The sequence below is a fragment of the Natronorubrum amylolyticum genome (genome assembly GCF_052040145.1).
Lineage (GTDB): Archaea > Halobacteriota > Halobacteria > Halobacteriales > Natrialbaceae > Natronorubrum.
Genome location: NZ_JBPPFW010000001.1, coordinates 882,425 through 904,778, shown reverse-complemented (window position 1 = coordinate 904,778; position 22,354 = coordinate 882,425). Strand labels below are relative to the sequence as shown.

Here is a 22,354-nt window from a genome sequence, read left to right as displayed (position 1 = left end):
GCCTGCATGCGGTTTTCTCAGTGAGTAATGGATGCATAACGGGGCAGAAAGCTTTCGTTGGTACGTTCGGTTAATATATCCCTTCTAGCGAACCTCTATATTACAAGAACATCAATTTTTCCGTACTATCGTCAGTTCTTGACGGTGCCGACAGCCGAACGGGTCTCGCCGAGACTACTGACAGCCTGTCGACTGAAAACGCCGTCGACGCGTTACAGTTGGCTAGTAACCGAGTCGTCGGTAACGAACGGACCGACGGCACACGCGACCGCTTCACTCAGTGCTTGCGAACGGTTCGTTAGCCCGTCCGTCAGGATGCCGGCCGCACCGTCGCGTTCGGCGATTCCGTTGGTTCCGTGCCGGTCGTCCATCACCGGTCCCAACTCGGCTCCGTCCTCGAGTCGACGAGCGACGTCGTCGGGGAGCGAAAACGTGGGACCGCCGCCGCGTTCCAGTCGGTCGCCGTCGGTCGCGGCGGCCCACATGATCAACGAGAGGCCGGGAACGCCCTCGATTCGGGCGACGCCGCCCTCGAGACCGACTCCGTAGTCGGCGCCGGTCGCGGCGAGCGCTCGTCGGGCGCGGTTTTCGGCGCCCGTCACGGTTTCCTCGACCGACCACGGCTGCTCGGGGACGCCCGAGTCGACGGCGACTGCGGACACCGACGGCTGATATCGCTCGAGCGTCCGTTCGACTGCGTCCACCTTGACCGGGTTCGTGCTCCCGACTGCGACGTCCATATCCGTCGTTCGAACGGTTCGAATTTGGCAGTGCCGGTTCGGATCCACTTCTCAGCGTAACTGTTCCGATCTGTCATGCTAGTTCCCCCGAATTATCCGCTTTCGAGAGGTGTCGGCCCGCGATTCCGAAACCCTTAACCTTCGAGTATCAGAACGGGGTAGGTAACGAACCCGTCCGGGCTTTTGCAGTCAGTTCGGCCGGTCAGCACTCGCCATCGTATGACTAACACACCATCGAGCACCAGAGTACGGCGTACCGAACGAGAATCGAACGAAGAGACGAACGAATCGGAACAGAGCGACCTCGCTTGCCCCGAATGTACGGGGCAGTTGGTCGTCGACGACGAACACGGCGAAACCGTCTGTGAGGACTGTGGGCTGGTCGTCGAAGAGGACTCGGTCGATCGCGGACCCGAGTGGCGTGCGTTCGACGCCGCCGAGAAGAACGAGAAGTCCCGCGTGGGTGCGCCCACGACGAACACGATGCACGACAAGGGGCTGTCGACGAACATCGACTGGCGGAACAAGGACGCCTACGGCAACTCGCTTGGCTCCCGGCAGCGCGAGAAGATGCAGCGCCTGCGCAAGTGGAACGAGCGCTTCCGCACCCGCGACTCGAAGGAGCGCAACCTGAAACAGGCGCTGGGCGAGATCGACCGAATGGCGAGTGCGCTCGGACTGCCGACGAACGTCCGCGAGACCGCGTCCGTCATCTACCGTCGCGCGCTCGACGAGGATCTGCTCCCCGGCCGCTCCATCGAGGGCGTCTCGACCTCCTGTGTCTACGCCGCCGCTCGTCAGGCCGGCGTCCCCCGGAGCCTCGACGAGATCGCCGACGTCTCCCGCGTCGAGAAAAACGAGATCGCTCGCACCTACCGCTACGTCGTCCGCGAACTGGGCCTCGAGGTCCAGCCGGCCGACCCAGAGAGCTACGTCCCCCGCTTCGCCTCGGGGCTCGACCTCTCCGACGAGGCCGAACACCGCGCCCGCGGCCTCCTCCAGAACGCCAAGGAAAAGGGCGTCCACAGCGGAAAATCGCCGGTCGGCCTCGCTGCCGCCGCGGTCTACGCCGCTGCACTGTTGACCAACGAGAAGACCACGCAGGCCGCCGTCAGCGACGTCGCCGACATCTCCGAAGTGACGATCCGGAACCGGTACCACGAGCTCCTCGAGGCCGAGGAGACGCTCGGACTGGCCTAACCACACGGATCGACACCGGTTCGTTTTTCTCTCCGTTCGCACACTACAGTCACAATGTCACTCGACTTCGACTCGTTCGTCCTCACCGCGTCGACCGCTGATCTCTCCGAAGAACCCGCGGCCCGAGAGCACGCGGACGCGATCGAGTTTCGAATGGATCTCGCCGAAAAACCGCTATCGGCGCTCGAGGCGTATGACGACGGCGACGGCGAGTTGCCGATCCTCGCGACGAACCGGGCCGCCTGGGAGGGCGGCGAGTGGGACGGGGAGGACGGTCGACGACTCGGAACGCTCGCGGAGGCGATCGCGTTCGACGCGGTGCAGGCGATCGATGTCGAACTCGAGGCGATTCTCGACGGTGACGCAGAGGAGGTGCTGGAAATCGCGCGTGATCGTGGTGTCTCCGTGGTCGCGTCGGCCCACGATTTCGAGGGGACGCCCTCTCGAGGCGAGATTGCCTCGACTCTGACGGAGGCAGCCAAACACGCCGACGTGTCGAAGATGGCCGTGACTGCGGAGACGAAGAAAGACACCCTCGCGTTGCTTGCCGCGACGGAGCAGGTGACTGCCCACGGTGATACCGTGGCGACGATGGCGATGGGTGACGTGGGAAGCCATACGCGTGCGGTTGCGCCCGTGTACGGCTCGAAAATCGGCTACGCACCCGTGGATCCGTCGGAGGCGACCGCGCCGGGGCAGTACGACCTCGAGACGCTGTCGTCCCTCGTTTCGGAATTATCGTCGTAGCCGATCAGTCACGCCGCGGAGAAAATCGGAATGTTAAGGGGCGGGGTCCCCTAGCACCACGTACGATGACATGGCTTCGCGCGCTGTTCGCCGGCGGCCTCTCGATCTTCCTCCCCGGTGCAGGCCACGCCTTGATTCGGGACTGGCTCCGTGCCCTGGTGTTCGCCGGGCTCTACTTTTCGGCGATCTGGTTTTTCTTCCCGATCGATCAGATGGTCGACGCGGCGTCGTTTTCGGAAGGAATGGACATCGCAAACACACAGACCGATACGATGGCGCAGTTCTTCATCATGTTTATCGCCCTCTTCGCGGCCATCGACGCCACCTTCAGAGCGGTCGGCTTTCCGCCGAACGGCTCCGACTCGAGCGACGGCCCGTCCTGCCCGCAGTGCGGGAAGGAACTCGACCAGGACCTCACGTTCTGTCACTGGTGTACGACCCGACTCGAGCCGATCGAGCCGGAGGACGACGAACTGCCTGCCGACGCCGAAGATTCCGAGCAGGAAACGCCGCCTCGTCCGTAACCGGACTCGGTCTGCGTATCAGAATTGTTGTTTCTATCGGTTACTGTAGGCGATCCCGGTACTAGCGGCTAGTACCGCTACTTCTCGATGATGCTCTCTTCGACGGCCTCCCCGAAGTGTCGCGCCGTATCCTCGTAGTGGAGCAGCAGTTCGTCGCCGGCCTCGAGATCGGTGACCGCCGTCCGGCCGTCCCGGGTCGGGACCTTGATCGTCTCCGCGTTCTGCAGGAGGGTCTCGATGTGGTCGCCGTCCTCGGTCTCGAGGGCGACGCGGAACATCGGCCGCTTTTCGATTTTGACGCGGCCGACGATGGCCTCGCGGGTGTTGCCGGCGGTGTCGACGATCTGCACCTCGTCGCCGCTCTGGAGCTCCGAGAGGTACTTCGTGCCGCCGTCGGGCGTGCGCACGTAGGCGTGGACGGCCCCCGCGTTGACCCGGAACGGTCGGGAGGCGACGTAGGGCGATTCGGCCGTCTCGGCGTGGACGAAGACGAGCCCGCGGGCCATCGAGCCGACGAGCATCCCCTCGTCGTGTTCCAGCAGGCTGCCCGTATCAACGCAGACCCGGTCGGCGCTGCCGATCTGTTCGACGTCGAGCACGTCGGCGTACTGAAGGTCGAGCGACTCGCGCTCGGCCTCGTCGCGGACCTCGACGGTCTCGCGGATCTGGTCCGGATCGTCCGAGTCCAGCAGGACCGAATCGGCGCCGATCTCGAGCGTCTCGAACGCCGTCTTGGCCTCCTCGGCGTTGGTGACGCCCGCGACGAGGTCGGTCTCCTCGCCGATACGGGCGATCAGGTTCTCGAGGGGGATGATCGTCCAGTCCTCGCCGACGACGATGGTGTAGTCGGCCTCGTCGGCGGCGGTCTCGGCGAACTGTTCGTACTCCTGACCCAGGATGCGGACGTACGCGCCGCGTGCGAGATCGCCGTCGCGTCGACGAAGCGTCGAGAGATCCGCCGAACCGGAGAAGTCCTCGGGAAGGTCGATCGTCGCGTCGCCCTCGCCCTCTTTCCCGACGACGACGGCGTCGGGCCGCGCGGCCGGTTCGGTCTCCTCGCTGTCGGCTTCCGCGTCGTCGATATCGTCGACCAGCGTCACGTCGCCGTCGGTTCGGAACGCCGCGACGTTGATGTCGCCGAGTTCGCGCACGCGGGCGACGTCGTCCTCGTCGACCAGTACCCAGTCCACACCCGACTCGAGTGCGGCAGTGATCCGGCTACGGCGGGCGTCCCAATCGCCAACCGTGTCGTCGGCTTTTACCCAGACAGATCGCGTCATAAATCGACCGTCGGAGGGCACCGGCTTGAACGTGGCGAATGCCGCAGCCGGAACCGGCACACCCAATCGACCTCCGTCGCGATGATCGTGCTGAAATCGGTCGACTGGAGCGCTGTTCTTTCGAAACAGGGCCATCGGTTGTAGCGGCCGATTCGAGGCCCGGAGAGAGGCTCGTCCGTGTTCGGTCTCGAGCAGCAGGCGTCTCTCTCGAACGTCACGGGTTTCGGACGATCGAGCGCCATAGTACGATAGTAACGTTAGTATCGATAGTTTCGATTGTCATGGCACTTTCTTAGAAGTGGATAATATACTCTCGCGTGACTGTTCGACTATGGGTCAGCGACACTCCCCTGCACGCGACGGACTGACGGTAGACCAGGCAACCCGTCGACTCGAGGTCGGCATGGTCGCCCCCGTCGCTCGTGCGGCGTTCGACCATGCGGGCGACCTCGCGTCGCGACGGTACGGCCGAACGGCAGCCGTCCTGGGTGCCGTTCGACTCACCTGCCGTCGGACCGACGCTCGAGCGCTCGATCGCGAACGCCTCGAGACGGCGTTCGACGTCGATCCGGACTGCGTGATCGCGGCCGACGAGTTGCTGGCGGACCAGGTGGGTTCGCCGGCGGCTCCCGAGGAGATTCGATCGCTACGACGGCGACTAATCGTCGTCCGCGAACTCCTCGCCGCGGCCGAACGCGGGAGTGTCGTCGGCCCCGAGCTTCCCGGCTCGTCGCTCGCCGACGCGGCCCCCTTCCTGCTCGCTCGAGCGACCGATCTCGGTCGTAACGACGCGGGAGGGTTCGACGAAGCCGCGCTTCGGACCCACGCCGAACGGCTCGAGGCCGACCTCGAGTTCGCCCGGCTGGGAACGCTCCTCGACGCCCGCGTCGAGGGCGACGAGTAGGACTCGTAAGGCACCGATCCCCCGCTGACGGCGGCCCTCCACTCGGCCGATTCCGGTGCCATCGGTCGGCTACTCGTTTCCATCCCCACTGACGGTTCGACCCTCCACTCGTCTCCATCCCCCGCTGACGGTCCCGCCCTCCAGATCCGCACTGCCGTTCGCCCCTCGGCCCGTCGCCATCTTCGACTGGGCTCTCCGTTCCGTTCGACTCCCGACTCAGTCGTCGTCGGCGAGTTTGTGCTTGAACGCGCGGTAGGCGTTGGCTCCCTGTTCGGTGAGTTCGACCACGCGGCGGCGACCGACCGATTCGATCGTCACGTAGCCGTCGGCCTCGAGCGGGTCCAGAACGTGCGTATCGAGCACGCGGAAGGCACCCTTATCCTCGCCGCCGCGCTCTTCCGGCGGTCGACGATCGGCCATGAACGAGAGATTCCGATCTCGAGCGTACGCGATCAGGTCTTTCTTCTTCGGCGGGCTGGTCCGTTCCTCGTGGTACCCGTCCCACGCGTCGGGATCGGCGAGAAAGCCCATGATCGCGACCTGGTCCGGCGTCGGCGAGTCGATCGGATACGTCGGGAGGCGTTCGGTCTCCGCGACGCCGGTCGAGATCGGCTCTCGTTCACCCTCGTGGGCGTAGTCCGAGGGCTGGACGTAGTAGGCGTGTGCGTCCGTCGAGACGTCCATGCAGGCCATCGTCGCGCCGATCGCGGGGATCGTCCCCGCGCCGGAGACGTTGACCGAGACCGTGTCCTCCGCGTGTTCCGCGGCGATCGTCGTCACTTCGCCGAGGACGGCGTAGACGTCACCCAGATCACAGCGTCGCGTCTCGACTTCGGGGACGGTCGACTCGAGTTCGGCCCGGAGGTCGTCGTGGTAGTCGGCGGTGACCGCGGCGTCACCATCGGCGGGGTCGCTGTCGACGGAGCTCCCGTCATCGTCGGTTCGGTCGTCCGCAAGCAGGTAGACGAGGTCGGCCCGTTGTGCCCGGATCGGCTCGACGATTCGGTCGTACTCGTAGCCGAGGGGGACGATGTGGACTCGTTTGACGACATTCATACGTTGACAGGAACCGCCGCGAAAATAACGGCTGCGGATCGGTCGGTAGTCGACTCTCCCCGTGCTCGGCTCCGAGACTGCCACCGACGGACCGTCGGTGGGTTCGCCAGCACGGCATGTGTCGGATGTGCACGCCCCGAAACGTTGAGAACGCTCGCCGTCCTATTCCCGGGATATGGCTGCGTACGATGCGATCTGTTTCGATCTCGATCAGACGCTCTGTGAACCCACGCAGGACGCCGCGACGCTGCTCGAGTCCGCGTTCGACCGAGTCGGCTGCGAGCCGTTCTGTACGCCGGCGGACCTGCGAGCGGCCGTGCCGTCGCTGCCAACGGCCGAGACGGATCGCGAGTTCTACGAGAACCTGTTCGGCGCGGCCGTCGACCGTGCGGAAACCGATCTCGATACCGGGATCGCTCCCGCGCTCGCCGCGCAGTATCTCGAGCTACAGGACCCGACCGCCGTCCGATTTCGACCCGGCGCGGAGACGGCGCTCGAGCGCGCCCGCGAGTGCGGTCCGGTCGGCCTGATCACCAACGGCGGCCGACCGACGCAGACGCAGAAGCTGGAGGCGCTCGACATCGCGGACGCCTTCGACGTCCGCGTCTTCACCGAACCGAGCGCAGGGATCCACCCGAAGCCGAACGCGGCCCCGTTCGAGTACGCGCTGGGTGAACTCGAGGTCGAACCCGACGCCGCGATTCACGTCGGCGACTCCCTACACGCCGATATCGCGGGTGCGAACGCGATGGGGATCGATTCGGCCTGGATCGACCTCGGTCGCGACGACCGCGACGGCGTCGAGCACGAACCGACGTACGAACTGTCGTCGCTCGAGGCCTTCGACACGATTCTCTACTAACTGGCCGTTCGAGACGATTTGCCCGCGTCTGCAGGAGTATCCGTCTCGTCCGGCTGGTCCAATCGGCCGGCGGCTGTCGTCCGTTGCTCCGTCGCAGATACGATCTCCGTCCCGTCACACGCCGCGAGTCCGTGCGCCGGCATGTGGTTGTAGACGGTTTCGTACTCGTCCGTATCGACGAGATAGGTTTCGTGCCAGATACCAACCGCAGTGTCCGTTCCGGTTCCATCACCGTAGTACGCCTGCCACGCCGGGCGGTGTAACCGGTCGCCGTCGCGGGCGTACGCTTCGAGCGCGTCGAACGACTCCCAGTACTGGATGAACCCGATATTGCGGATGCCGGGTCCGACCACTGTTCGGCTGCCGAGCAGCCCCGACTGCGGATCGGCGACCAGTTCGCGTACCATCCGCGGCGCGACGAGCACCAGCGGGAGCCACCGGTGAAGCTTCCAGAGGACGTTGATCCGCATGCCGATGTGGAACACCACGAAGGCTCCCTCGCGTTCGGCGGTCACTCGTCGTTCGGTCACCCCGTCGGTGCTGTGATCCTGCGCTTGCATTACGCTCATAGTGGTGGCGCGAGAGCTTGTCGATGACCCCAACATGTTGGTTCCACACTCGATCGGCCGATCCTCGTCCGGCGAAAACCGCAACAGACTCGCTGCCGACGGATGCTCGAACGTCGCTCCCTTCGACCCATGATCCGTGCGCAGTTGCTGATCCGTCTCCCCGAAGGCCTGTGGCTGACGGACGTCTCGCAGACGTTTCCCGACGCGACGTTTTCACTCCTCGCGGGCTACAGCGCGGGCGAGACCGCTATCGAACTCGGGGAGATACACGCTGACGAGCCGGACGCGCCTGTCGACGCGCTGCGTACGCACCCCTCGATCACGCAGTTCGAGCTGTTAGAGTCGGCCGACGGACGCGCCCTCAGCAAGTACGAGACGACCGACACGGATCTCTACGAGTTCGTCGAGCTGTCGTCGTTGCCCGTCGAGTTCCCCGTCGTCGCCCGGAACGGCTGGTTCGAGTTCGACCTCACTGGTACGCGTGCCGAACTCGAGCAACTCCGGACGACGCTCGAAGAAGCGGCCGTCGCGTTCGAACTGCAGTCAGTAGTCAGCACGACTGACTCGGGCACGTTACTGACCGACCGCCAGCGAGAGCTCCTCGAGGCTGCAGTGCGGAAAGGCTACTTCGAAGTCCCGAGGGAGTGTACGCTCGCGGAGCTCGCCGAGACGCTCGGGATCGACAAGGCGACGGCGAGCACGACGCTTCGCCGGGGTGAAGCGGCGCTCGTCAAGTGGTTTTTGACCGGCCCGGAGCGGAAAGGGATACGTGGTCGTTAGCGTCCGGTCTCGAATCGTAGTCGATCGTTGGGGTGATTCGACACAGTACCGACTAACATGTTGGGGTAATATACTCACATCCCGATCGATTGATTTTCGCTATGTTCGAGACCTCCAGTAACGCGCATCCTCGCCGCGAGAGTGAACAGTCGGGCCCGGCCAGCGTCGATACGCGGCTCTATACGCTGATCGCCCTCGCGACGGCCTTCGGTATCGGACACCACGTCGATCACGTCGTTCGAGGAAATCACGTTGGCTGGCCGCTGATTCCCGAGGTCACCGTGTTCACATACACCCTCGCGGTCTACCCGCTCATCGCGGTCGGGCTCTATCTGACGCTCACCGAGCGGGTCGGGGCGGGGTACTGGGCCGTCCTGCTGGGGACGCTTTGTCTCGTCGTCACCGCCGTCCACTTCGGTCCGTGGGCGATGGAACCACCACAGGACATTCTCGGCCCGTACGAGAGCGTCTACGTCGGCTACGGTGCGCTCGCGTGGTTACTCGGGTTCGTCGGCACGTTGGCGGTGGCGACGGTCTACGCCGCGCATCGATGGCGGTGGGCTCGCCGCGCGACTTCAGGACGGGGGACGACGGCCGACTGACCGATGCGAGTGTGCGACCGTCGCCTTACTTCTCGGGCGGGAGCAGATCCGTGTGGACCACCGCACGATACTGATCGTTCGTCGCGGTCTCGAGTCGCCCCAGTAACGCGGCTCCGTCGCTGAAGTTCTCTGGGAGTTCGAACGGATCGTCGGCCTGCTCGTCGCGCTGTTTACAGCGTTTGACGAACGAAAGCAGCGTCGGATAGGTGTCTACGCGAGCGTAGACGACGCCGACGTCATCCGTGACCTGTCCGCTCCAGTGGTCGACGATCGCTTCGGTCTCGAGTCGCGGCTTTCGCTGTCGTTCGGCCAGTTCCGAGGCGTCGATCTCGACGTCGCCGAGCACGTCGTCAAAGACGTCCTGTAGTTCGTCGGTGTTGTCCTCGAGCGACGGCGCGTCGCGCTCGGTCTCGAGGAGTTCGACGAAGGCCTCGAGCTCCCGCGGGCGCACGGCGACGGGGTAGACGAAGTCGTGGGTCTCTTTCGGCAGTTTATACGACCGTCCCTCGACTCCCTGTTCGCCGGGTCCCGACTGGCCCAGCATCAACTCGAGTATTCCCATAGCTGAAACAGACAGGGGCACTCGAATAAGTGTTCCGCGGACGACTCGCCGTTCTGAGGGGTTCCCGCTGGTTGTCCCTCGCTGCTCGCGGGTCGCTTCGCTCCCCGCTCGCCACTCCGAGATTCTCGCTTCGCTCGAACCTCGTTACTCACGGTTCATTCCGTTCACCGTTCGCCATTTCGAGATTCTCACTCGGTTCGAATCTCGCTGCTCGCGGGTCGCTCCGCTCACGGATCGCTCTCGCTCTCGCTCTCCGTTCGCATCGAGGTCTTCACTCCGCTCAGACCTCGTTCCGCTCCCCGTTCGCCATTCCGAGGTTCTCGCGTCGCTCGAACCTCGTTACTCACGGTTCACTTCGTTCACCGTTCGCCGTTTCGAGATTCTCGCTCCGCTCGAATCTCGTTACTCACCAGTCGTCACCGAGCGCTGCCTTCGTCCCGCCGAACCCGCTCGCGGACGTCCACGTTCGTCCGCTGTCGGCGTGTTCAACCTCGATGTCGCTGCCGCAGGTCCCACAGCGATACTGGTCGGGCGATTTCACCGGTTTCGACGCCTGATGGCGTCTCGCCGACCAGTCGCAGTCGCCCGCGAGACACCGGAGAACGTACCGCGGGTCCGAAAACGTCTCGCAGTGTCTCGGCGCCTCGAGTCGCGCCGCCTGCTCGCGAAACCGCGAGCCGTGGCCCGACTCGCCGTAGCGCTGAAACTCCCAGGCGTGGACGAGTTCGTGTCTGACGACGCCCGCGAACGTCTCCCACTCGTAGCGTTCGTACGCCTGACGCGCGAGGACGATCGTCGCCACCTCGCGGCTCGCGTTCCATCGACAGGCCCCTGCGCGGCGACGGGCGCGCGTGGTGACCTCCCACTCGAGGGACGAACGGTCGATCTCGAGGTCGTAATCGCGAAGCACCTCACGGGCGTGAATCCGGGCTCGAGCGACGATCTCGTCGTCGATCGTGAGGTCCTCGTCGGTCACACTCGGAGAACGAAGGCGGATTTAGAAGGTGTTCCGGTCGATCCGCGCACGGAACCCGGGGCAACCGTTATGTGTCATGTAACACGTTACATCACATGTAACAGATGCGCGTCGACATTCGATTACCGCTTCCGGCAGAGCAGGTCTTCAGATACGAGGCGATGGACAATATCCTCGAAATTACGGCTCAGAACCCGTCTACCGAGTTTTCGAATCGGGAGTTGCAGGAATTGACTGGATTCGGCGGCCCGAGCGTCTCGAAAGCGCTGTCGCTGCTCGGACAGCTGGAATTGATCGACCGCCGGGATGTTGGGAAGAGAACGCTCTACCGGATCGACGAACGGCGACTGCACAGCACGGACGATCCGTTTCTGTCGATCCCACAGGCGGAGTTTCGGACCCCGCTTCGGTCGTTCGTCGAACGAGTCGAAACGGAACTATCGACACTTGCCGGCGTCGTCTGTTTTGGCAGTGTGGCGCGTGGGGAGGCTGATCGGATAAGCGACATCGATCTGTTCGTTCTCGCCGACACTGACGACGAATTAGTACGGATACGGCGAGCCGTGTCGGATATCAAACGCGATCTCGAAGCGGAGCCGTTCGACGGACAACGCTACGAATTCGAAATCTTCGTCGAGTCGGGCGAAAGCAGCCGTAGACGGGGAAGAGACCTTCAGCCAATCTTTCAAGAAGGGATCACTCTCTACGAAACGGAGACACTCAGACAAGTGAAACGCGACGTGTTCGGAGGCGATTCCAAATGACGTCGAACGACCTCGAGGCGGCACTCGGAAACGCGGAAGACGCGTTCCAACGGACGCCAGAGAATCCGGAGGTCGGGTTGGAGTACGTTACGGATCCAGCAGTTCTCCAGTTACGGAAAGCGTGTCGCCTTCTCGATGCAGCAGGGTTCTTGCTCGCGCGCAACGGTCACTTTACGGTCATCATCGAGAGTTCGTTCGTCGCTGTCGAGCGTTCGATCCAGTTTTACGTCGAAGAGAAGGGGTACGACGTCGCCGCTCAACGGCATACGGAGGTGTACGAGCTAGGCGTACGGGCTGGACTCTTTTCGGACGAGATTGCGGATCGACTCGAACGACTCTGGCTCGAGAACCGATCCGAATCGTACTATCGGACCGGTATCGCGGGTGAGTACAGAGCCGAAACGATCTACCGGCTCGCGGAGACGCTCCACGCGGAAGTCGTTCAACTGACTCGAACCCGGGACTGCCTCTGCGAGGGTGAGCGATGATCCCGACCGATAGTTCGGTCCCCGAACCACAAGATCCCGATCCGGACGACCCGATCGCTCCCGACGCACTGGTCCTCACCGCCGCGTTCGAGGACCCGCTCGACGAACGTCGACCGTGGCTCGAGCGCGCTGACCTCGTCGACGCCCTCGAGGTGCCGGGCGCGGAGACGCCCGTCTACGTGACCGACTCCGGAATCGCCGTCACGACCACCGGTATCGGTAAGAGCGACGCGGCGACGACCGTCACTGCTATCCTGTCGAGTCCGGGAATCGACCTCGAGTCCGCCTACATCGTCTCCTGCGGAATCGCCGGCTCGTCGCCGGAGACGACGGCGCTCGGCTCGGTCGCGATAGCGGATGCCGTCGTCGACTGGGACCGAAAGCATCGGTGGGACCGCCGATCGGACGCCGCTGTGCCGGCCCCTGAGTCGGCAAAACCCGACGACGAGCGCCGCCCCATCGATCTTCTCGCGTACCGGCCACGAGACTACGTTCACCGGCTCGAGGAGGCCGTCGTCGACTGCGCGATCGAGGCCGCCCGAGACGTCGACCTGCGCGAGGACGCCGCCGCTCGGGACTACCAACGATCGTACCCGAACGCCCCCGGTTCGGGGCCGACGATCGAACGGGGAACGACCGTCTGCGGCGACGAGTTCTGGCACGGGCCGCGCTACGCGCGGGAGGTCCAGTGGCTCTGCGAGCAGTACGGAGTTGGCCCCTACGTGACGACCCAGATGGAAGATGCCGCGACGGCAACGGCCCTCGAGCGGTTCGGCCTGCGGGAGCGGTACCTGAGCGTCCGCGCCGTCTCGAACTACGATCGGGCGGCACCCGGCCAGTCGGTCGAAGAGAGCTTCGACGGGAACCCCGCCAGTCTCGCGCTGGGCATCGAGAATGCCGCGCGCGTCGGCGATGCGGTGGTCGAGACGCTCGTCGCGGCAGACCCGCTCGAGATCGGGGCCGGCGACGTCGACTGAGTGACCCGCTCGGATCCAGCGGATTCAAACTCGGCCAGACCGGTCGGTCGTCCAGGCCGCTTAAAACACGTCCTCGGCGAACAGTCCCTCGAGCACGGAAGTGACGGCCTCGCGCTCGTCGATGCGGACGGTACGGCTCTGCTCGAGTTGGAGCCCGCCGCCGTCTCGAGCGAGCCAGTTGACGAAGTTGTCCGGGCTGACGCCGGCGTACGGGCCCGTCGAGACCGGTTCGACGGGTGGCGTTACCGCGTCCGCGAGTCGATCGCTGACGGCGCGTTTCGTATCGGCGTCGATTCCGCCGCCGACGAGGACACGGTCGTCGCCGAGCCCGTGAAAACTCACGACGGTCTCGAACCCACGATCCGAAATTTCGGCGAGCAGGGGGTAGTCGTCGGGCGAGAAAGCGCTCGAGGGCGGATGCCACAGTTCGAACGGGCTTCGCTGCTCGTCGTAGCCCAGACAGGCCCAGCAGCTTGCTTCGGGAACTCGAGCAGCCAGATCGAGCGCCTGCTCGGCGGTGCCGGGCTCGACGTGCCCGCCGTGGGCGGCACAGACCAGCACCTCGTCGCTCTCCCCGTCGTCGTACAGCAGTTCGGTGTAGTGGCCGGTGTCGGTTTCCTCGAGCCGATGGGTCCGAAACGACGCTGGCGTCACGACTGTCGGATAGGCGAGTGGCCGTAATAATTGGTGGTCACGCACAGGCCAGTTGCGAACCGCTACCGAGTGGCTCGTTCCATCGGTAGGGTTGGCCACAGAGAGTAAGGGACGCGGTGCTCAGGCCTCGAGCGCGAGTCCGGCCTTCGCGAGCGCGTCGTCGGTCGAGAGGTCGTGGTGGACGACGCCGGCGACGGCCGTCGTGATGGCCTCCGGGTTCTCGTGCTGGAAGATCGATCGCCCCATCGAGACGCCGGAGCCACCGGCGTCCATCACGCCGCGGACCATCTCGACGGTCTCGCGGTCAGTTCCTTTCGAGCCGCCGGCGATAACGACCGGCAGCCGCGTCGATTCGACGACGTGCTGGAAGCTCTCGGCGTCGCCGCTGTAGCCCGTCTTGACGAGGTCGGCGCCGAGTTCCTCCGCGAGACGGACGGCGTGGCCGAGCGCTTCGGGATCCTCGGAGTCGACGCCCGGGCCGCGGGCGTAGGCCATCGCCAGCACCGGCATGCCGAGTCGCTCGGCGCTCGCCGTGACCTCGGAGAGCTGAGAGAGCTGTTCGGGTTCGTGGTCGGAGCCGACGTTGATATGGAAGGAGACGGCGTCGGCGCCGACACGGACGGCCTCTTCGACCGTGCCCGTCAGCCGCTTATCGTCCTCGTCTGGGCCGATCGTCGTCGAGCCGTTGAGGTGGACGATGTACCCCTTCCCATTCTTGTGTTCGTGGACGCGAGGGGCGATTCCTTTCTGCGTAAGGACCGCGTCCGCACCGCCGCTGGTGACGCCGTCGATCGTCGATTCGATGTCTTTCAGCCCCTGAACCGCCCCCATCGTGATGCCGTGATCCATCGGAATGATCACGTACGAGTTGTCTGTACCGATTCTGTCGAGTCGTGCGTCGATGCCTGTGGTAGTCATTGCGGGAGTGTAGCAAGCTTGCAGTTATGGCTGTTCTGGTTCCGGTGCATCTTCCGTATCGTTCGTGACGGTCTCCGACCCGCGAACGGCGCCGCGTTTGAGTTCCTCGGCTTTGGCCTCGAGGTCGGCCGCGGGGTCGTCGCTCGAGGCGACGATGTCGACCAGCGCGCTGCCGACGATAACGCCGTCGGCGCCGGCTTCGACGATCTCGGCCGCGTGGTCGCCCTCGCTGACGCCGAACCCGACGGCCTTGGGGACCTCGTAGTCGGACAGACGCGCGAGGCTGTCGTGGGTCGCCGACGAGACGTCGCCGCGGGCGCCGGTCGTCCCGAGTCGGGCCTGGACGTAGGCGAAGCCGGACACCTGAGACATGATCGTCTCGAGGCGCTCGCCCTCGGTTGTCGGCGCGATGATGAAGATCAGATCGAGACCGTGTTGGTCGCAGGCCTCGCGCAGTGGATCGGCCTCCTCGGCGGGAAGATCGGGGACGATAATCCCCGAGAGACCGACCTCGGCGGCCCGCTCGACGAACGGCCGGACGTCGGGTTCAGTTCCATACTGGAGGATTTTGTTATAATACGTCATCACCAGCAGCGTCGCATCCGTCTCGAGGTCTTCGACCAACTCGAAGAACGCCTCGGACGTCGTTCCGGCCTCGAGTGCCCGGTTGATCGACGCCTGAATCGTCGGGCCCTCGGCGATCGGCTCCGAGAACGGCAGGCCGAGTTCGATCAGGTCCGAGCCGCCGCGGTCGAGCGCTTCGACGTACGCCTTCGTCTCCTCGATCGACGGATCGCCGACGGCGAGATAGGTGATGAGTGCGGGATGGTTCTCGCGGATGGCGGCCTCGACGTCGCTGTTGTACTCGGTGCTCGCGGGTCGCCTCCCACCATCGCTCCCCGCTCGCGTTTCTCGAGGTTCTCCTCCCTCCGGTCGTCGATCCTCGCCACTCATGCGTCGAACACCTCCACGTCCGGCGCGGCCTCGAGATCGCGCTTCTCGGTCTCCTCGAGCACCGTCTCTAAGTCCTTGTCGCCGCGGCCGGAGACGTTGACGACGACGACCTCGCCCAGCTCGTCGTGATTCTCTTCGAGATAGCCCAGCGCGTGACTCGACTCGAGCGCGGGGATGATCCCCTCGAGTCGCGACAGGCGATGAAAGCCGTTGAGCGCGGCCTCGTCGTCGACGCTCGCGGGGGTGACGCGACCGGTGTCGACGAGATACGAGAGTTCGGGACCGACGCCGGCGTAGTCCAGCCCGGCGCTCACGCTGTGTGACTCCATGATCTGGCCGTCCTCGCTCTGGAGGAGTTTCGTCATCGCCCCGTGGAGCACGCCGTCGGTGCCCGTCGAGAGCGTCGCCGAGTTCGGCGCCAGCGCGTTTTCCTCGTCGATCTCGAGGCTCGAGCCGCCGGCCTCGACGGCGTAGAGAGCCACGTCCTCGTCGGGTACGAACTCGTGGAACGTCCCCATCGTGTTCGAGCCGCCGCCCGCGCAGGCGACGACGCTGTCGGGGAGTCGGCCCGCCTTCTCCTGAATCTGTTTCCGAGCCTCCTGGCTGATAACGGACTGGAAGTCTCGGACCAGTTTCGGGAACGGGTGCGGGCCGACCACGCTACCGATGACGTAGTGAGTCCGTTCGACGGTCGTCGCCCAGTCGCGCATCGTCTCGTTGATCGCCTCCTTTAGGGTTCCGCTGCCCGCCGTGACCGGGTTCACCTCGGCGCCGTTCATCCGCATCCGGTAGACGTTCGGTCGCTGGCGGTTGATATCGGTGCGACCCATGTAGATCTCGCAGGGCATATCGAGGTGGGCCGCCGCCATCGCGGTCGCCGTGCCGTGTTGGCCGGCGCCGGTCTCGGCGATGATCCGCTCTTTGCCCATATACTTGGCCAGCAGGACCTGTCCGAGCGCGTTGTTCAGCTTGTGCGCGCCGCCGTGGACCAGATCCTCGCGCTTGAGGTAGATCTCGCGGTCGTAGCGCTCGCTGAGTCGTTCCGCGTACTGCAGGGGCGTCGGTCGACCCCCGAAATCCCGCATTCGGTCGCGGAACTCGTCCATGAAGCCGTCCTCGTTCTCGAGGACGTAGCGTTCGTAGGCATTCTCGAGTTCCTGAACCGCCGGCATCAGGGCCTCGGGGACGTACTGGCCGCCGTAGTCGCCGAACGTTGCCTGGCTGTCGCGCTCTCGGGTGCGGTCGTCGTGATCGTTCGTGCTCATGTGTGTGCTCCGTCCGCCTCGTTTTCCGCGTGAACCAACCGTCGGGTGTTCTCGGTTACGTCACTGTCGCCCGAACCGTGGTCCATGATCGCGCTGCCGATCAGGAGGGCGTCGGCGCCCGCCTCCCGCATCCGTCGAACGTCGGCGGGCGTCGACACGCCGCTCTCGGCGATCAGCGTTACCTCTTCCGGGGCGTCGGGGGCGACGGACTCGAAGGTATCGAGGTCCACCTCGAGTCGCGCCAGATCTCGGTTGTTTACGCCGATGATTTCGGCACCGGCCTCGAGGGCGGTCTCGAGCTCCGCACGGTCGTGGACTTCGACCAGCGGTTGGAAGCCACGCTCGCGCGCGGCTGCGATGAGTCCCTCCAGATCGTCGACGAACCGGACGATCAACAGGAGGAGATCAGCTTCGACGACGTCCATCTGCGCTTCCTCGAGTACGAAATCCTTCCGGAGCACGGGAACGTCGACGGCCTCGCGAATGCGAGTCAGCGACTCGGGAGAGCCGCCGAAGTGACTCGGCTCGGTGAGCACCGAAATCGCCGCCGCGCCGCCCTCGACCATCGCCTCGGCCAGTTCGACGGGATCGTCGTCTCGCGTCCCGTCGGCGGTCGGGCTCGTGGGCTTTACTTCCGCGATCACCGGGACGCGACCGTCGGCCTCCGCACGCACGAGCGCGTCGGGTAACGACCGCGCGTCGACGTCCACGACGCCGTCGCCTCCCGGCCGCTCCCGGGCGGCCTCGAGGATCGACGCCACCGCGGGCGCGAGCTCTGTTCGAGAGTTCATTGTTGTACATCGACGTACTCATATGTACAAAAGCTTTGCGCCATCGGAACGAGTCGAACCCGGGCAACTACCGAGATTTCGGCCGATCTACCCCCGGCGTGCGGTGGCGCGCGCTGTCGACGGAGCCGAGCGTTGCGAGGTGTGAGCCGTGCGAGCACCTCGAAAAGTGAGCGAGGGTCCGTCGCCGACGGCGTGCGAGGGACGAGGACCGCAGCGACGGACGGAGCGAGGACCGCAGGCGGCTGGGGAGGGTGTGGCCGTCATCGGTGCCAGCATCGGCAGGGCTCACGTGGTTCGTCGGGATCGATGGAACTCGGTCGGAGTCAGTGGTCGGCCAACTGGTTCGTGTCTCCGCGACCGACCGACGTGTTCGAAAACGGCGACCGGCGATTATTCAAGGCCCTACCACCTACGCAGGAATATGGAGGACGTCACGGACGCCGGAATCTACGCGCGAGAATCGTCGTATCTCGATCGATACGTTCAGCTCGGGGCCGCGAGCGGCCGCGTCCTGAGCGTCTCGTTTCCCGACCTGCCGGACGAAGAGGCCCAGGACGACCACCCCGTCCTCGAGCAAATCTTCGAGTATCTCGACGGGTTAGAGGAGGTCCACTTCGACGAACTCCAGGTGGCCCTGACCGTGCCGACCGACCAGCGTGCCGTCTTAGAGCAGGTCCGCAGCATTCCCTACGGCGAGCAGGTCAGCGTCGACGCCCTCGCGCGGATGACGCCCGAACTCGACCCGGAGGACGAGGACGACCTCATCCTCGTTCGGACCGCGCTGGACGAGAACCCGACACCACTTTTGATTCCCGACCACCGCGTGCGCGACGGCCCGAGCGCCGCGCCGCCGGCCGTCGAACAGAAGCTCCGGTCGCTCGAGGGGCTGTAGTCTCGACTCGAGGACAGTCGGACACACAGTGCTCGAAAATCGATAGCGCGCGTGTTACATCGCCGAGCACAGGCGGACGCGTGTTACTCCACAGCTACGCGTTAGTCGGTGTACCAGACTACGTAGATGTAGAGCCCGATCCCGACGAAGACGACGATCGATGACACCTGGTCGAGCACCGGGATGCGGGTAAACAGGAACGCGAATTGAAACATCCCGCCGAGGACGAGACAGACGGCCGCAGCCGGAATCACCCACGAGCCACGATCCGTCTCGGCCTGCAGATACAGAATCGTTCCCACGCCGATAGCGATCACGCCGAAGACGAACTCCGAGGCGAACGCCGCCAGTGAGTCGCCCGTCGCCTGTGCGTACAACAGCAGTGCGAAGTAAAGGACGATCCCGGAGAAGATCGCCCGATAGACCGTGTCCGGAACGTCGTCGAGCCCGTTCATACCCACACCCAGCAGGTCACAACCCTTAGCTTTCGAGGGTTTGTGCCCACTCGAAGCCAAGCCCCTCGTGGACGACGAACTCGAGGGCGTTGACCAGGTAGTGTGCGACGACAACTGCGAGGAAGCTACCGGTGACGATGAAGATCGCCGCGAGGACGAACCCGAGCAGTCCGGTGACGACGACGCCGACGGATCCCTGCATGCCGTGACCGATGGCGAACGCGACCGAGGAGACGACGGCCAGTAGCCACGGCGAGACGCCGAAGCCGGCTGCGATGACCCCGATCAGCGCCGCCCGGAACAGCAATTCCTCGAAGACGGCGATAATGGGCAGAACGACCAGCAACAGGGCCGACCAGCCCCGCGCCGAATCCGGCGCGAGCAGTTCTCGAAGCTCCTCGTCGTGATCGAAGCCGAGTCGGGTCGCCGCCGCGGCGCCGATCTCGTTTGCGACGTAGAGGACGAGACCGAACGCCGTTCCCAGCAACAGCCCCTGCTCGAGGTAGCCAGTCGAGAACTCGATGCCCAGCGCGTCGGCCGGGATCCCCGTGTAGATTACGGCGCCGAGCAGGACGAGGGCGAACAGGCCCTGCGAGAGGGCGACGTTCGCCAGCAGCGCCCCCGTCGACAGCGACCGCGGGTCGACCTCGTTCGGTCGGTCGGTACGCTGTCCGGTCTCGGGACGGGAACGGTGCTCTGAATCGACCGTGACGGTATCGGTCCGCTCGCCGGTCTCGGCCTCGAGTGAAGGATTCGAATCGCGCTCGAGCGTTCCATCACGATTGGTCGCAACCGATTCGTCGATCCCGATGCTCGAACGGGGGTCTGTTTGGTTGGTGTGCGTCGACGAGTCGAGTTCGGCGTTCGTCTCGGCGATGGCACTCGAGTCGGAACCCTCGCTCGAGTCACGGTCACTATCCGGTTCGGAGCTGTCGTCGAACGCGGATTGGGTTAGGTGCGATAAAACCAGCAACAGCGCGAGGACGACGCCCGTAATACCGACGAACGTCGCCCAGTCGGCCATCTATTGCGGACTCGGGTTCGAGCCGCTGGCGGAGCCGACGCCGCTCTGGCTGCCGTCGAAGGCGGAGCCAGTGATCGACTTGAGGCGGTCGACCAGCGAGTCCTTCTTGGGTTCGCCCATCAGCGCGACGTCCAACACTTCGCTGATGTTCGAACACGGGATGATCTCGATCATCTCCTTGTACTCGTCTTCGATCATCACGTCCTGCTCGTTCGCGGCGGGAATAATGACCTTGCTACAGCCCGCTTTCGCGGCGGCTTCGATCTTGTGGGTGACGCCGCCGACGGGGAGCACGTCGCCCCGGACCGACAGCGAGCCGGTCATCGCGATCGACTGATCGACCGGGATATCCTCCAAGGCGCTGATGACGGCCGTCGCCACCGTGATCGAGGCGGAGTCGCCGTCGACGCCGCCTTCACCGGCCTGAACGAACTGGATGTGGATGTCCTTCTCCGAGAGGTCCACGTCGGAGAACTTCTTGATGATCGCCGAGACGTTCTGGACGGATTCCTCGGCCATCTCCTTTAACTGTCCCGTCGCGATGACCTGTCCGCCACCCTGTGCGGGCGCGATTTCGGCCATAACGGGGAGCATGATCCCGGAGTCCTCGCCCATGACGGCGAGTCCGTTGACGCGGCCCTCGACGCCGTCGTCGGTGACCTGCAGTTCGTAGTCCTTGCGGCGCTCGATGTAGTCGTCGGCGAGCTGTTGCTCGATCGACCGGGAGCGTCGCTTGGCCTGCAGCACGTCCTCTCGAGTGGTGTGTTCCCGATCCTCGGCGCGGGCGATGTCGCCAGCGACGCGGACCAGTCCGCCGAGGTTCCGGAAGTGCAGCGTGAGGTGTTCCTTCCGGCCGGCGCGGCGTTTGGCCTCGAGGATGAGCTCCTCGACGGCCTCGCGGGTGAAGTGGGGAAGTCGGCCGTCGCGTTCGACTTCCTGGGCGATGAAGCGGGCGTACTTCCGACGCATCTCGGGGGTGTCCTCGATGGTGTCCTCCATGTAGACTTCGTAGCCGTAGCCCTTGATCCGCGAGCGAAGCGCGGGGTGCATGTTCTCCATCGCGTCTAAGTTCCCCGCCGCGATCATGATGAAGTCACAGGGGACGGGTTCGGTCTGGACCATCGCACCCGAGGAGCGCTCGGACTGGCCCGTGATGGCGAACTCGCCCTCCTGAATCGCGGTCATCAGCTTCTGTTGAGTGCGGATGTCGAGCGTGTTCATCTCGTCGACGAACAGCACGCCCTTGTTAGCCTGGTGGATCGAGCCGGGTTCGACGCGGTCGTGGCTCGGGGTTTCCATCCCACCGGACTGGAAGGGGTCGTGACGAACGTCGCCCAGCAGTGCGCCGGCGTGAGCGCCGGTCGCGTCCTCGAACGGCGCGGTGCGCTGATCGCCGTTGTTGACGATCATGTTCGGCACCATGGCGTCCGTGCCGCGGGACGTGTAGCGGAAGATCAGCCAGACGATACCCGCCGCGAGAATGCCGAGCAGAATGCTGGCGGGGCTGAGAATCGCGTAGCCGATGATGATCGCGATGATGACCCACATCAGGATCGAGCGCATCTGGTTGCGCTTGCGAGCTTCCTCCTTGTGGGCGTCAATAATCTGTTCGCCTTTGCCGGCGGGGACGGTTCGGACCTTCGGCTCGTTGCCGTCGTCTGGGTTGTGGTAGACTAAGACGTCCTGGAGATCCTCTTTCGGGAGCAACTGGCTCATCGCTTTCGCCAGCATCGATTTCCCGGTACCCGGGGAGCCGATCATCATCACGTGGCGGCGTTGCTTGGCCGCCTTGATGATGATATCCCGTGCTTCGTCCTGACCGATGACCTGGTCGACGAGCCGATCCGGAACCTCGATATCTGCCGTCGAGTCGACTTTGAGACCGCCGAGCAGATCGTCCTCGGCGTTTTCCTCGTCGATCTCGACGCCCGGATCGACGTCGACCGTACTCCCGAGATCTTCGACGGTTTCGATATCGTCGTCCTCGTCGGTCGACTCCCGATCGAACTCGTCGATCGGGTCGTCGAACTCCTCCTGTTGGTCACCGTTGTCGACGTCGTCGCGCCGGTCGCCGTCCTCCTCAGGCGGCGGCCGTTCTCCCTGACGCACCGACTCCTGGTCCTGGGACCGAGGCTGTGCCTGCTCCTCGTCAGGCTCAGTGGAGGGGGCGTCTTCGGGAGGGTCGTCAACGTTCGTATCGTTACTCATAGAACTCTGTTCAGTACCTGATTCGAAGGGATTGGGACTGATATACTTTCTCCATGCGGAGTATGGTGACAGTGCCTGAAACTGGCACTCTCAGGCGTCGAAAAGCGTGATTAGTGTTTCCCGCGTCGTTTTCATCCGGTCGTGTCGAGCCCACAAGATGTG

General features: G+C 64.6%; 25 protein-coding genes. 11 read left to right on the top strand and 14 right to left on the bottom strand.

The genetic code is table 11. The annotated features are described in order from the left end of the window. Positions 1-212: 212 nt before the first annotated feature. Positions 213-740: an inosine/xanthosine triphosphatase gene (yjjX, locus tag ACSFDB_RS04550; protein WP_440769829.1), complete on the bottom strand. Its 528-nt coding sequence runs from the start codon at positions 738-740 to the stop codon at positions 213-215. Between the two features lie 219 nt (positions 741-959). Here yjjX and ACSFDB_RS04545 point away from each other — a divergent pair, with 219 nt between their 5' ends. The 3 genes from ACSFDB_RS04545 (at position 960) to ACSFDB_RS04535 (ending at position 3,211) form a co-directional block, all read left to right on the top strand. After that, a complete protein-coding gene (locus ACSFDB_RS04545) occupies positions 960-1,940 on the top strand; it encodes a transcription initiation factor IIB (protein ID WP_090305143.1) in 981 nt (326 codons plus the stop codon). Positions 1,941-1,994: 54 nt separating this feature from the next. Continuing rightward, positions 1,995-2,687 (top strand): type I 3-dehydroquinate dehydratase, encoded by a 693-nt coding sequence (locus ACSFDB_RS04540; RefSeq protein WP_440769828.1) that lies wholly within the window; start codon positions 1,995-1,997, stop codon positions 2,685-2,687. Positions 2,688-2,752: 65 nt separating this feature from the next. Beyond that, positions 2,753-3,211, top strand: coding sequence for a DUF7575 domain-containing protein (locus ACSFDB_RS04535; RefSeq protein ID WP_440769827.1), 459 nt, complete (start codon positions 2,753-2,755; stop codon positions 3,209-3,211). 77 nt (positions 3,212-3,288) lie between these two features. Here ACSFDB_RS04535 and ACSFDB_RS04530 read toward each other — a convergent pair whose 3' ends face one another. Then, positions 3,289-4,491, bottom strand: a complete 1,203-nt coding sequence (locus ACSFDB_RS04530) for a 3-dehydroquinate synthase II (protein WP_440769826.1) — start codon at positions 4,489-4,491, stop codon at positions 3,289-3,291. A 331-nt stretch (positions 4,492-4,822) separates the two neighbouring features. Between ACSFDB_RS04530 and ACSFDB_RS04525 the strand changes: the two genes are divergently transcribed. Next, positions 4,823-5,395, top strand: a complete 573-nt coding sequence (locus ACSFDB_RS04525; protein ID WP_440769825.1) for a hypothetical protein — start codon at positions 4,823-4,825, stop codon at positions 5,393-5,395. A gap of 216 nt (positions 5,396-5,611) precedes the next feature. Here the strand turns inward: ACSFDB_RS04525 and ACSFDB_RS04520 are convergent, their stop codons facing one another. Continuing rightward, positions 5,612-6,451 carry an HFX_2341 family transcriptional regulator domain-containing protein gene (locus ACSFDB_RS04520; RefSeq protein ID WP_440769824.1) on the bottom strand — a complete coding sequence of 280 codons (840 nt, stop codon included), beginning with the start codon at positions 6,449-6,451 and terminating at the stop codon, positions 5,612-5,614. 175 nt (positions 6,452-6,626) lie between these two features. Between ACSFDB_RS04520 and ACSFDB_RS04515 the strand changes: the two genes are divergently transcribed. Beyond that, positions 6,627-7,313: an HAD family hydrolase gene (locus ACSFDB_RS04515; protein WP_440769823.1), complete on the top strand. Its 687-nt coding sequence runs from the start codon at positions 6,627-6,629 to the stop codon at positions 7,311-7,313. Here ACSFDB_RS04515 and ACSFDB_RS04510 read toward each other — a convergent pair. Next, positions 7,310-7,882, bottom strand: coding sequence for a DUF4188 domain-containing protein (locus ACSFDB_RS04510; protein ID WP_440769822.1), 573 nt, complete (start codon positions 7,880-7,882; stop codon positions 7,310-7,312). The genes ACSFDB_RS04515 and ACSFDB_RS04510 overlap by 4 nt on opposite strands. Before the next feature lie 129 nt (positions 7,883-8,011). Here ACSFDB_RS04510 and ACSFDB_RS04505 point away from each other — a divergent pair, with 129 nt between their 5' ends. Together ACSFDB_RS04505 and ACSFDB_RS04500 are read left to right on the top strand one after the other, a co-directional pair. Continuing rightward, the gene (locus tag ACSFDB_RS04505; protein WP_440769821.1) at positions 8,012-8,662 is read left to right on the top strand and encodes a helix-turn-helix domain-containing protein; all 651 of its coding nucleotides are present in this window, start codon (positions 8,012-8,014) and stop codon (positions 8,660-8,662) included. A gap of 101 nt (positions 8,663-8,763) precedes the next feature. Next, the gene (locus tag ACSFDB_RS04500; protein WP_440769820.1) at positions 8,764-9,264 is read left to right on the top strand and encodes a hypothetical protein; all 501 of its coding nucleotides are present in this window, start codon (positions 8,764-8,766) and stop codon (positions 9,262-9,264) included. Positions 9,265-9,289: 25 nt separating this feature from the next. Here ACSFDB_RS04500 and ACSFDB_RS04495 read toward each other — a convergent pair whose 3' ends face one another. Both ACSFDB_RS04495 and ACSFDB_RS04490 read right to left on the bottom strand, forming a co-directional pair. Beyond that, complete coding sequence (locus tag ACSFDB_RS04495) at positions 9,290-9,826, bottom strand: hypothetical protein (RefSeq protein WP_440769819.1); 537 nt, start codon at positions 9,824-9,826, stop codon at positions 9,290-9,292. Between the two features lie 406 nt (positions 9,827-10,232). Continuing rightward, entirely contained in the window at positions 10,233-10,802 is a 570-nt protein-coding gene (locus tag ACSFDB_RS04490) for a SprT family zinc-dependent metalloprotease (RefSeq protein WP_440769818.1), read from the bottom strand. Positions 10,803-10,906: 104 nt separating this feature from the next. Here ACSFDB_RS04490 and ACSFDB_RS04485 point away from each other — a divergent pair, with 104 nt between their 5' ends. Genes ACSFDB_RS04485 through ACSFDB_RS04475 form a run of 3 tightly spaced genes read left to right on the top strand, consistent with a single transcriptional unit; the run spans position 10,907 to position 13,031 of the window. Next, positions 10,907-11,566: a nucleotidyltransferase domain-containing protein gene (locus ACSFDB_RS04485; RefSeq protein WP_440769817.1), complete on the top strand. Its 660-nt coding sequence runs from the start codon at positions 10,907-10,909 to the stop codon at positions 11,564-11,566. After that, entirely contained in the window at positions 11,563-12,054 is a 492-nt protein-coding gene (locus ACSFDB_RS04480; protein WP_440769816.1) for a DUF8154 family protein, read from the top strand. The genes ACSFDB_RS04485 and ACSFDB_RS04480 overlap by 4 nt, the downstream gene beginning before the upstream one ends. Beyond that, positions 12,051-13,031, top strand: a complete 981-nt coding sequence (locus ACSFDB_RS04475; RefSeq protein WP_440769815.1) for a phosphorylase family protein — start codon at positions 12,051-12,053, stop codon at positions 13,029-13,031. Before ACSFDB_RS04480 ends, ACSFDB_RS04475 begins: the two co-directional genes overlap by 4 nt. A 60-nt stretch (positions 13,032-13,091) precedes the next feature. Here the strand turns inward: ACSFDB_RS04475 and ACSFDB_RS04470 are convergent, their stop codons facing one another. The 5 genes from ACSFDB_RS04470 to trpC form a co-directional block, all read right to left on the bottom strand. Further along, positions 13,092-13,685, bottom strand: a complete 594-nt coding sequence (locus tag ACSFDB_RS04470; protein ID WP_440769814.1) for a poly-gamma-glutamate hydrolase family protein — start codon at positions 13,683-13,685, stop codon at positions 13,092-13,094. 120 nt (positions 13,686-13,805) lie between these two features. Beyond that, positions 13,806-14,603, bottom strand: a complete 798-nt coding sequence (locus ACSFDB_RS04465; RefSeq protein ID WP_440769813.1) for a 2-amino-3,7-dideoxy-D-threo-hept-6-ulosonate synthase — start codon at positions 14,601-14,603, stop codon at positions 13,806-13,808. Between the two features lie 24 nt (positions 14,604-14,627). After that, positions 14,628-15,557, bottom strand: a complete 930-nt coding sequence (trpA, locus tag ACSFDB_RS04460; RefSeq protein ID WP_440769812.1) for a tryptophan synthase subunit alpha — start codon at positions 15,555-15,557, stop codon at positions 14,628-14,630. Then, positions 15,554-16,822, bottom strand: coding sequence for a tryptophan synthase subunit beta (trpB, locus tag ACSFDB_RS04455; protein WP_440769811.1), 1,269 nt, complete (start codon positions 16,820-16,822; stop codon positions 15,554-15,556). The genes trpA and trpB overlap by 4 nt, the downstream gene beginning before the upstream one ends. Further along, a complete protein-coding gene (gene trpC / locus ACSFDB_RS04450; RefSeq protein ID WP_440769810.1) occupies positions 16,819-17,613 on the bottom strand; it encodes an indole-3-glycerol phosphate synthase in 795 nt (264 codons plus the stop codon). Before trpC ends, trpB begins: the two co-directional genes overlap by 4 nt. Positions 17,614-18,034: 421 nt before the next feature. On the opposite strand from trpC, the gene ACSFDB_RS04445 reads away from it, so the two are divergent. Further along, on the top strand, positions 18,035-18,505 hold the full coding sequence (locus tag ACSFDB_RS04445) for an MGMT family protein (RefSeq protein WP_440769809.1): 471 nt from the start codon (positions 18,035-18,037) through the stop codon (positions 18,503-18,505). A gap of 101 nt (positions 18,506-18,606) precedes the next feature. On the opposite strand, the gene ACSFDB_RS04440 is transcribed toward ACSFDB_RS04445, so the two are convergent. From ACSFDB_RS04440 to lonB, 3 genes are read right to left on the bottom strand one after another with little or no spacing between them, the layout of a single operon-like run. Continuing rightward, a complete protein-coding gene (locus ACSFDB_RS04440; RefSeq protein ID WP_440769808.1) occupies positions 18,607-18,960 on the bottom strand; it encodes a hypothetical protein in 354 nt (117 codons plus the stop codon). Between the two features lie 25 nt (positions 18,961-18,985). After that, a complete protein-coding gene (locus ACSFDB_RS04435) occupies positions 18,986-19,984 on the bottom strand; it encodes a CPBP family intramembrane glutamic endopeptidase (RefSeq protein ID WP_440769807.1) in 999 nt (332 codons plus the stop codon). Further along, on the bottom strand, positions 19,985-22,192 hold the full coding sequence (lonB, locus tag ACSFDB_RS04430; protein ID WP_440769806.1) for an ATP-dependent protease LonB: 2,208 nt from the start codon (positions 22,190-22,192) through the stop codon (positions 19,985-19,987). Positions 22,193-22,354 lie beyond the last annotated feature (162 nt).

Coding starts and splice junctions, on each gene's coding strand:
- ACSFDB_RS04480 (WP_440769816.1), top strand. CDS start 11,563: ATGACGTCGAACGACCTCGAGGCGGCACTCGGAAACGCGGAAGACGCG.
- ACSFDB_RS04505 (WP_440769821.1), top strand. CDS start 8,012: ATGATCCGTGCGCAGTTGCTGATCCGTCTCCCCGAAGGCCTGTGGCTG.
- ACSFDB_RS04475 (WP_440769815.1), top strand. CDS start 12,051: ATGATCCCGACCGATAGTTCGGTCCCCGAACCACAAGATCCCGATCCG.
- ACSFDB_RS04540 (WP_440769828.1), top strand. CDS start 1,995: ATGTCACTCGACTTCGACTCGTTCGTCCTCACCGCGTCGACCGCTGAT.
- ACSFDB_RS04510 (WP_440769822.1), bottom strand. CDS start 7,882: ATGAGCGTAATGCAAGCGCAGGATCACAGCACCGACGGGGTGACCGAA.
- yjjX (WP_440769829.1), bottom strand. CDS start 740: ATGGACGTCGCAGTCGGGAGCACGAACCCGGTCAAGGTGGACGCAGTC.
- ACSFDB_RS04525 (WP_440769825.1), top strand. CDS start 4,823: ATGGGTCAGCGACACTCCCCTGCACGCGACGGACTGACGGTAGACCAG.
- ACSFDB_RS04440 (WP_440769808.1), bottom strand. CDS start 18,960: ATGAACGGGCTCGACGACGTTCCGGACACGGTCTATCGGGCGATCTTC.
- trpA (WP_440769812.1), bottom strand. CDS start 15,557: ATGAGTGGCGAGGATCGACGACCGGAGGGAGGAGAACCTCGAGAAACG.
- ACSFDB_RS04530 (WP_440769826.1), bottom strand. CDS start 4,491: ATGACGCGATCTGTCTGGGTAAAAGCCGACGACACGGTTGGCGATTGG.
- ACSFDB_RS04465 (WP_440769813.1), bottom strand. CDS start 14,603: ATGACTACCACAGGCATCGACGCACGACTCGACAGAATCGGTACAGAC.
- trpC (WP_440769810.1), bottom strand. CDS start 17,613: ATGAACTCTCGAACAGAGCTCGCGCCCGCGGTGGCGTCGATCCTCGAG.
- ACSFDB_RS04545 (WP_090305143.1), top strand. CDS start 960: ATGACTAACACACCATCGAGCACCAGAGTACGGCGTACCGAACGAGAA.
- ACSFDB_RS04520 (WP_440769824.1), bottom strand. CDS start 6,451: ATGAATGTCGTCAAACGAGTCCACATCGTCCCCCTCGGCTACGAGTAC.
- ACSFDB_RS04515 (WP_440769823.1), top strand. CDS start 6,627: ATGGCTGCGTACGATGCGATCTGTTTCGATCTCGATCAGACGCTCTGT.
- ACSFDB_RS04485 (WP_440769817.1), top strand. CDS start 10,907: ATGCGCGTCGACATTCGATTACCGCTTCCGGCAGAGCAGGTCTTCAGA.
- lonB (WP_440769806.1), bottom strand. CDS start 22,192: ATGAGTAACGATACGAACGTTGACGACCCTCCCGAAGACGCCCCCTCC.
- ACSFDB_RS04495 (WP_440769819.1), bottom strand. CDS start 9,826: ATGGGAATACTCGAGTTGATGCTGGGCCAGTCGGGACCCGGCGAACAG.
- ACSFDB_RS04535 (WP_440769827.1), top strand. CDS start 2,753: ATGACATGGCTTCGCGCGCTGTTCGCCGGCGGCCTCTCGATCTTCCTC.
- trpB (WP_440769811.1), bottom strand. CDS start 16,822: ATGAGCACGAACGATCACGACGACCGCACCCGAGAGCGCGACAGCCAG.
- ACSFDB_RS04445 (WP_440769809.1), top strand. CDS start 18,035: ATGGAGGACGTCACGGACGCCGGAATCTACGCGCGAGAATCGTCGTAT.
- ACSFDB_RS04500 (WP_440769820.1), top strand. CDS start 8,764: ATGTTCGAGACCTCCAGTAACGCGCATCCTCGCCGCGAGAGTGAACAG.
- ACSFDB_RS04435 (WP_440769807.1), bottom strand. CDS start 19,984: ATGGCCGACTGGGCGACGTTCGTCGGTATTACGGGCGTCGTCCTCGCG.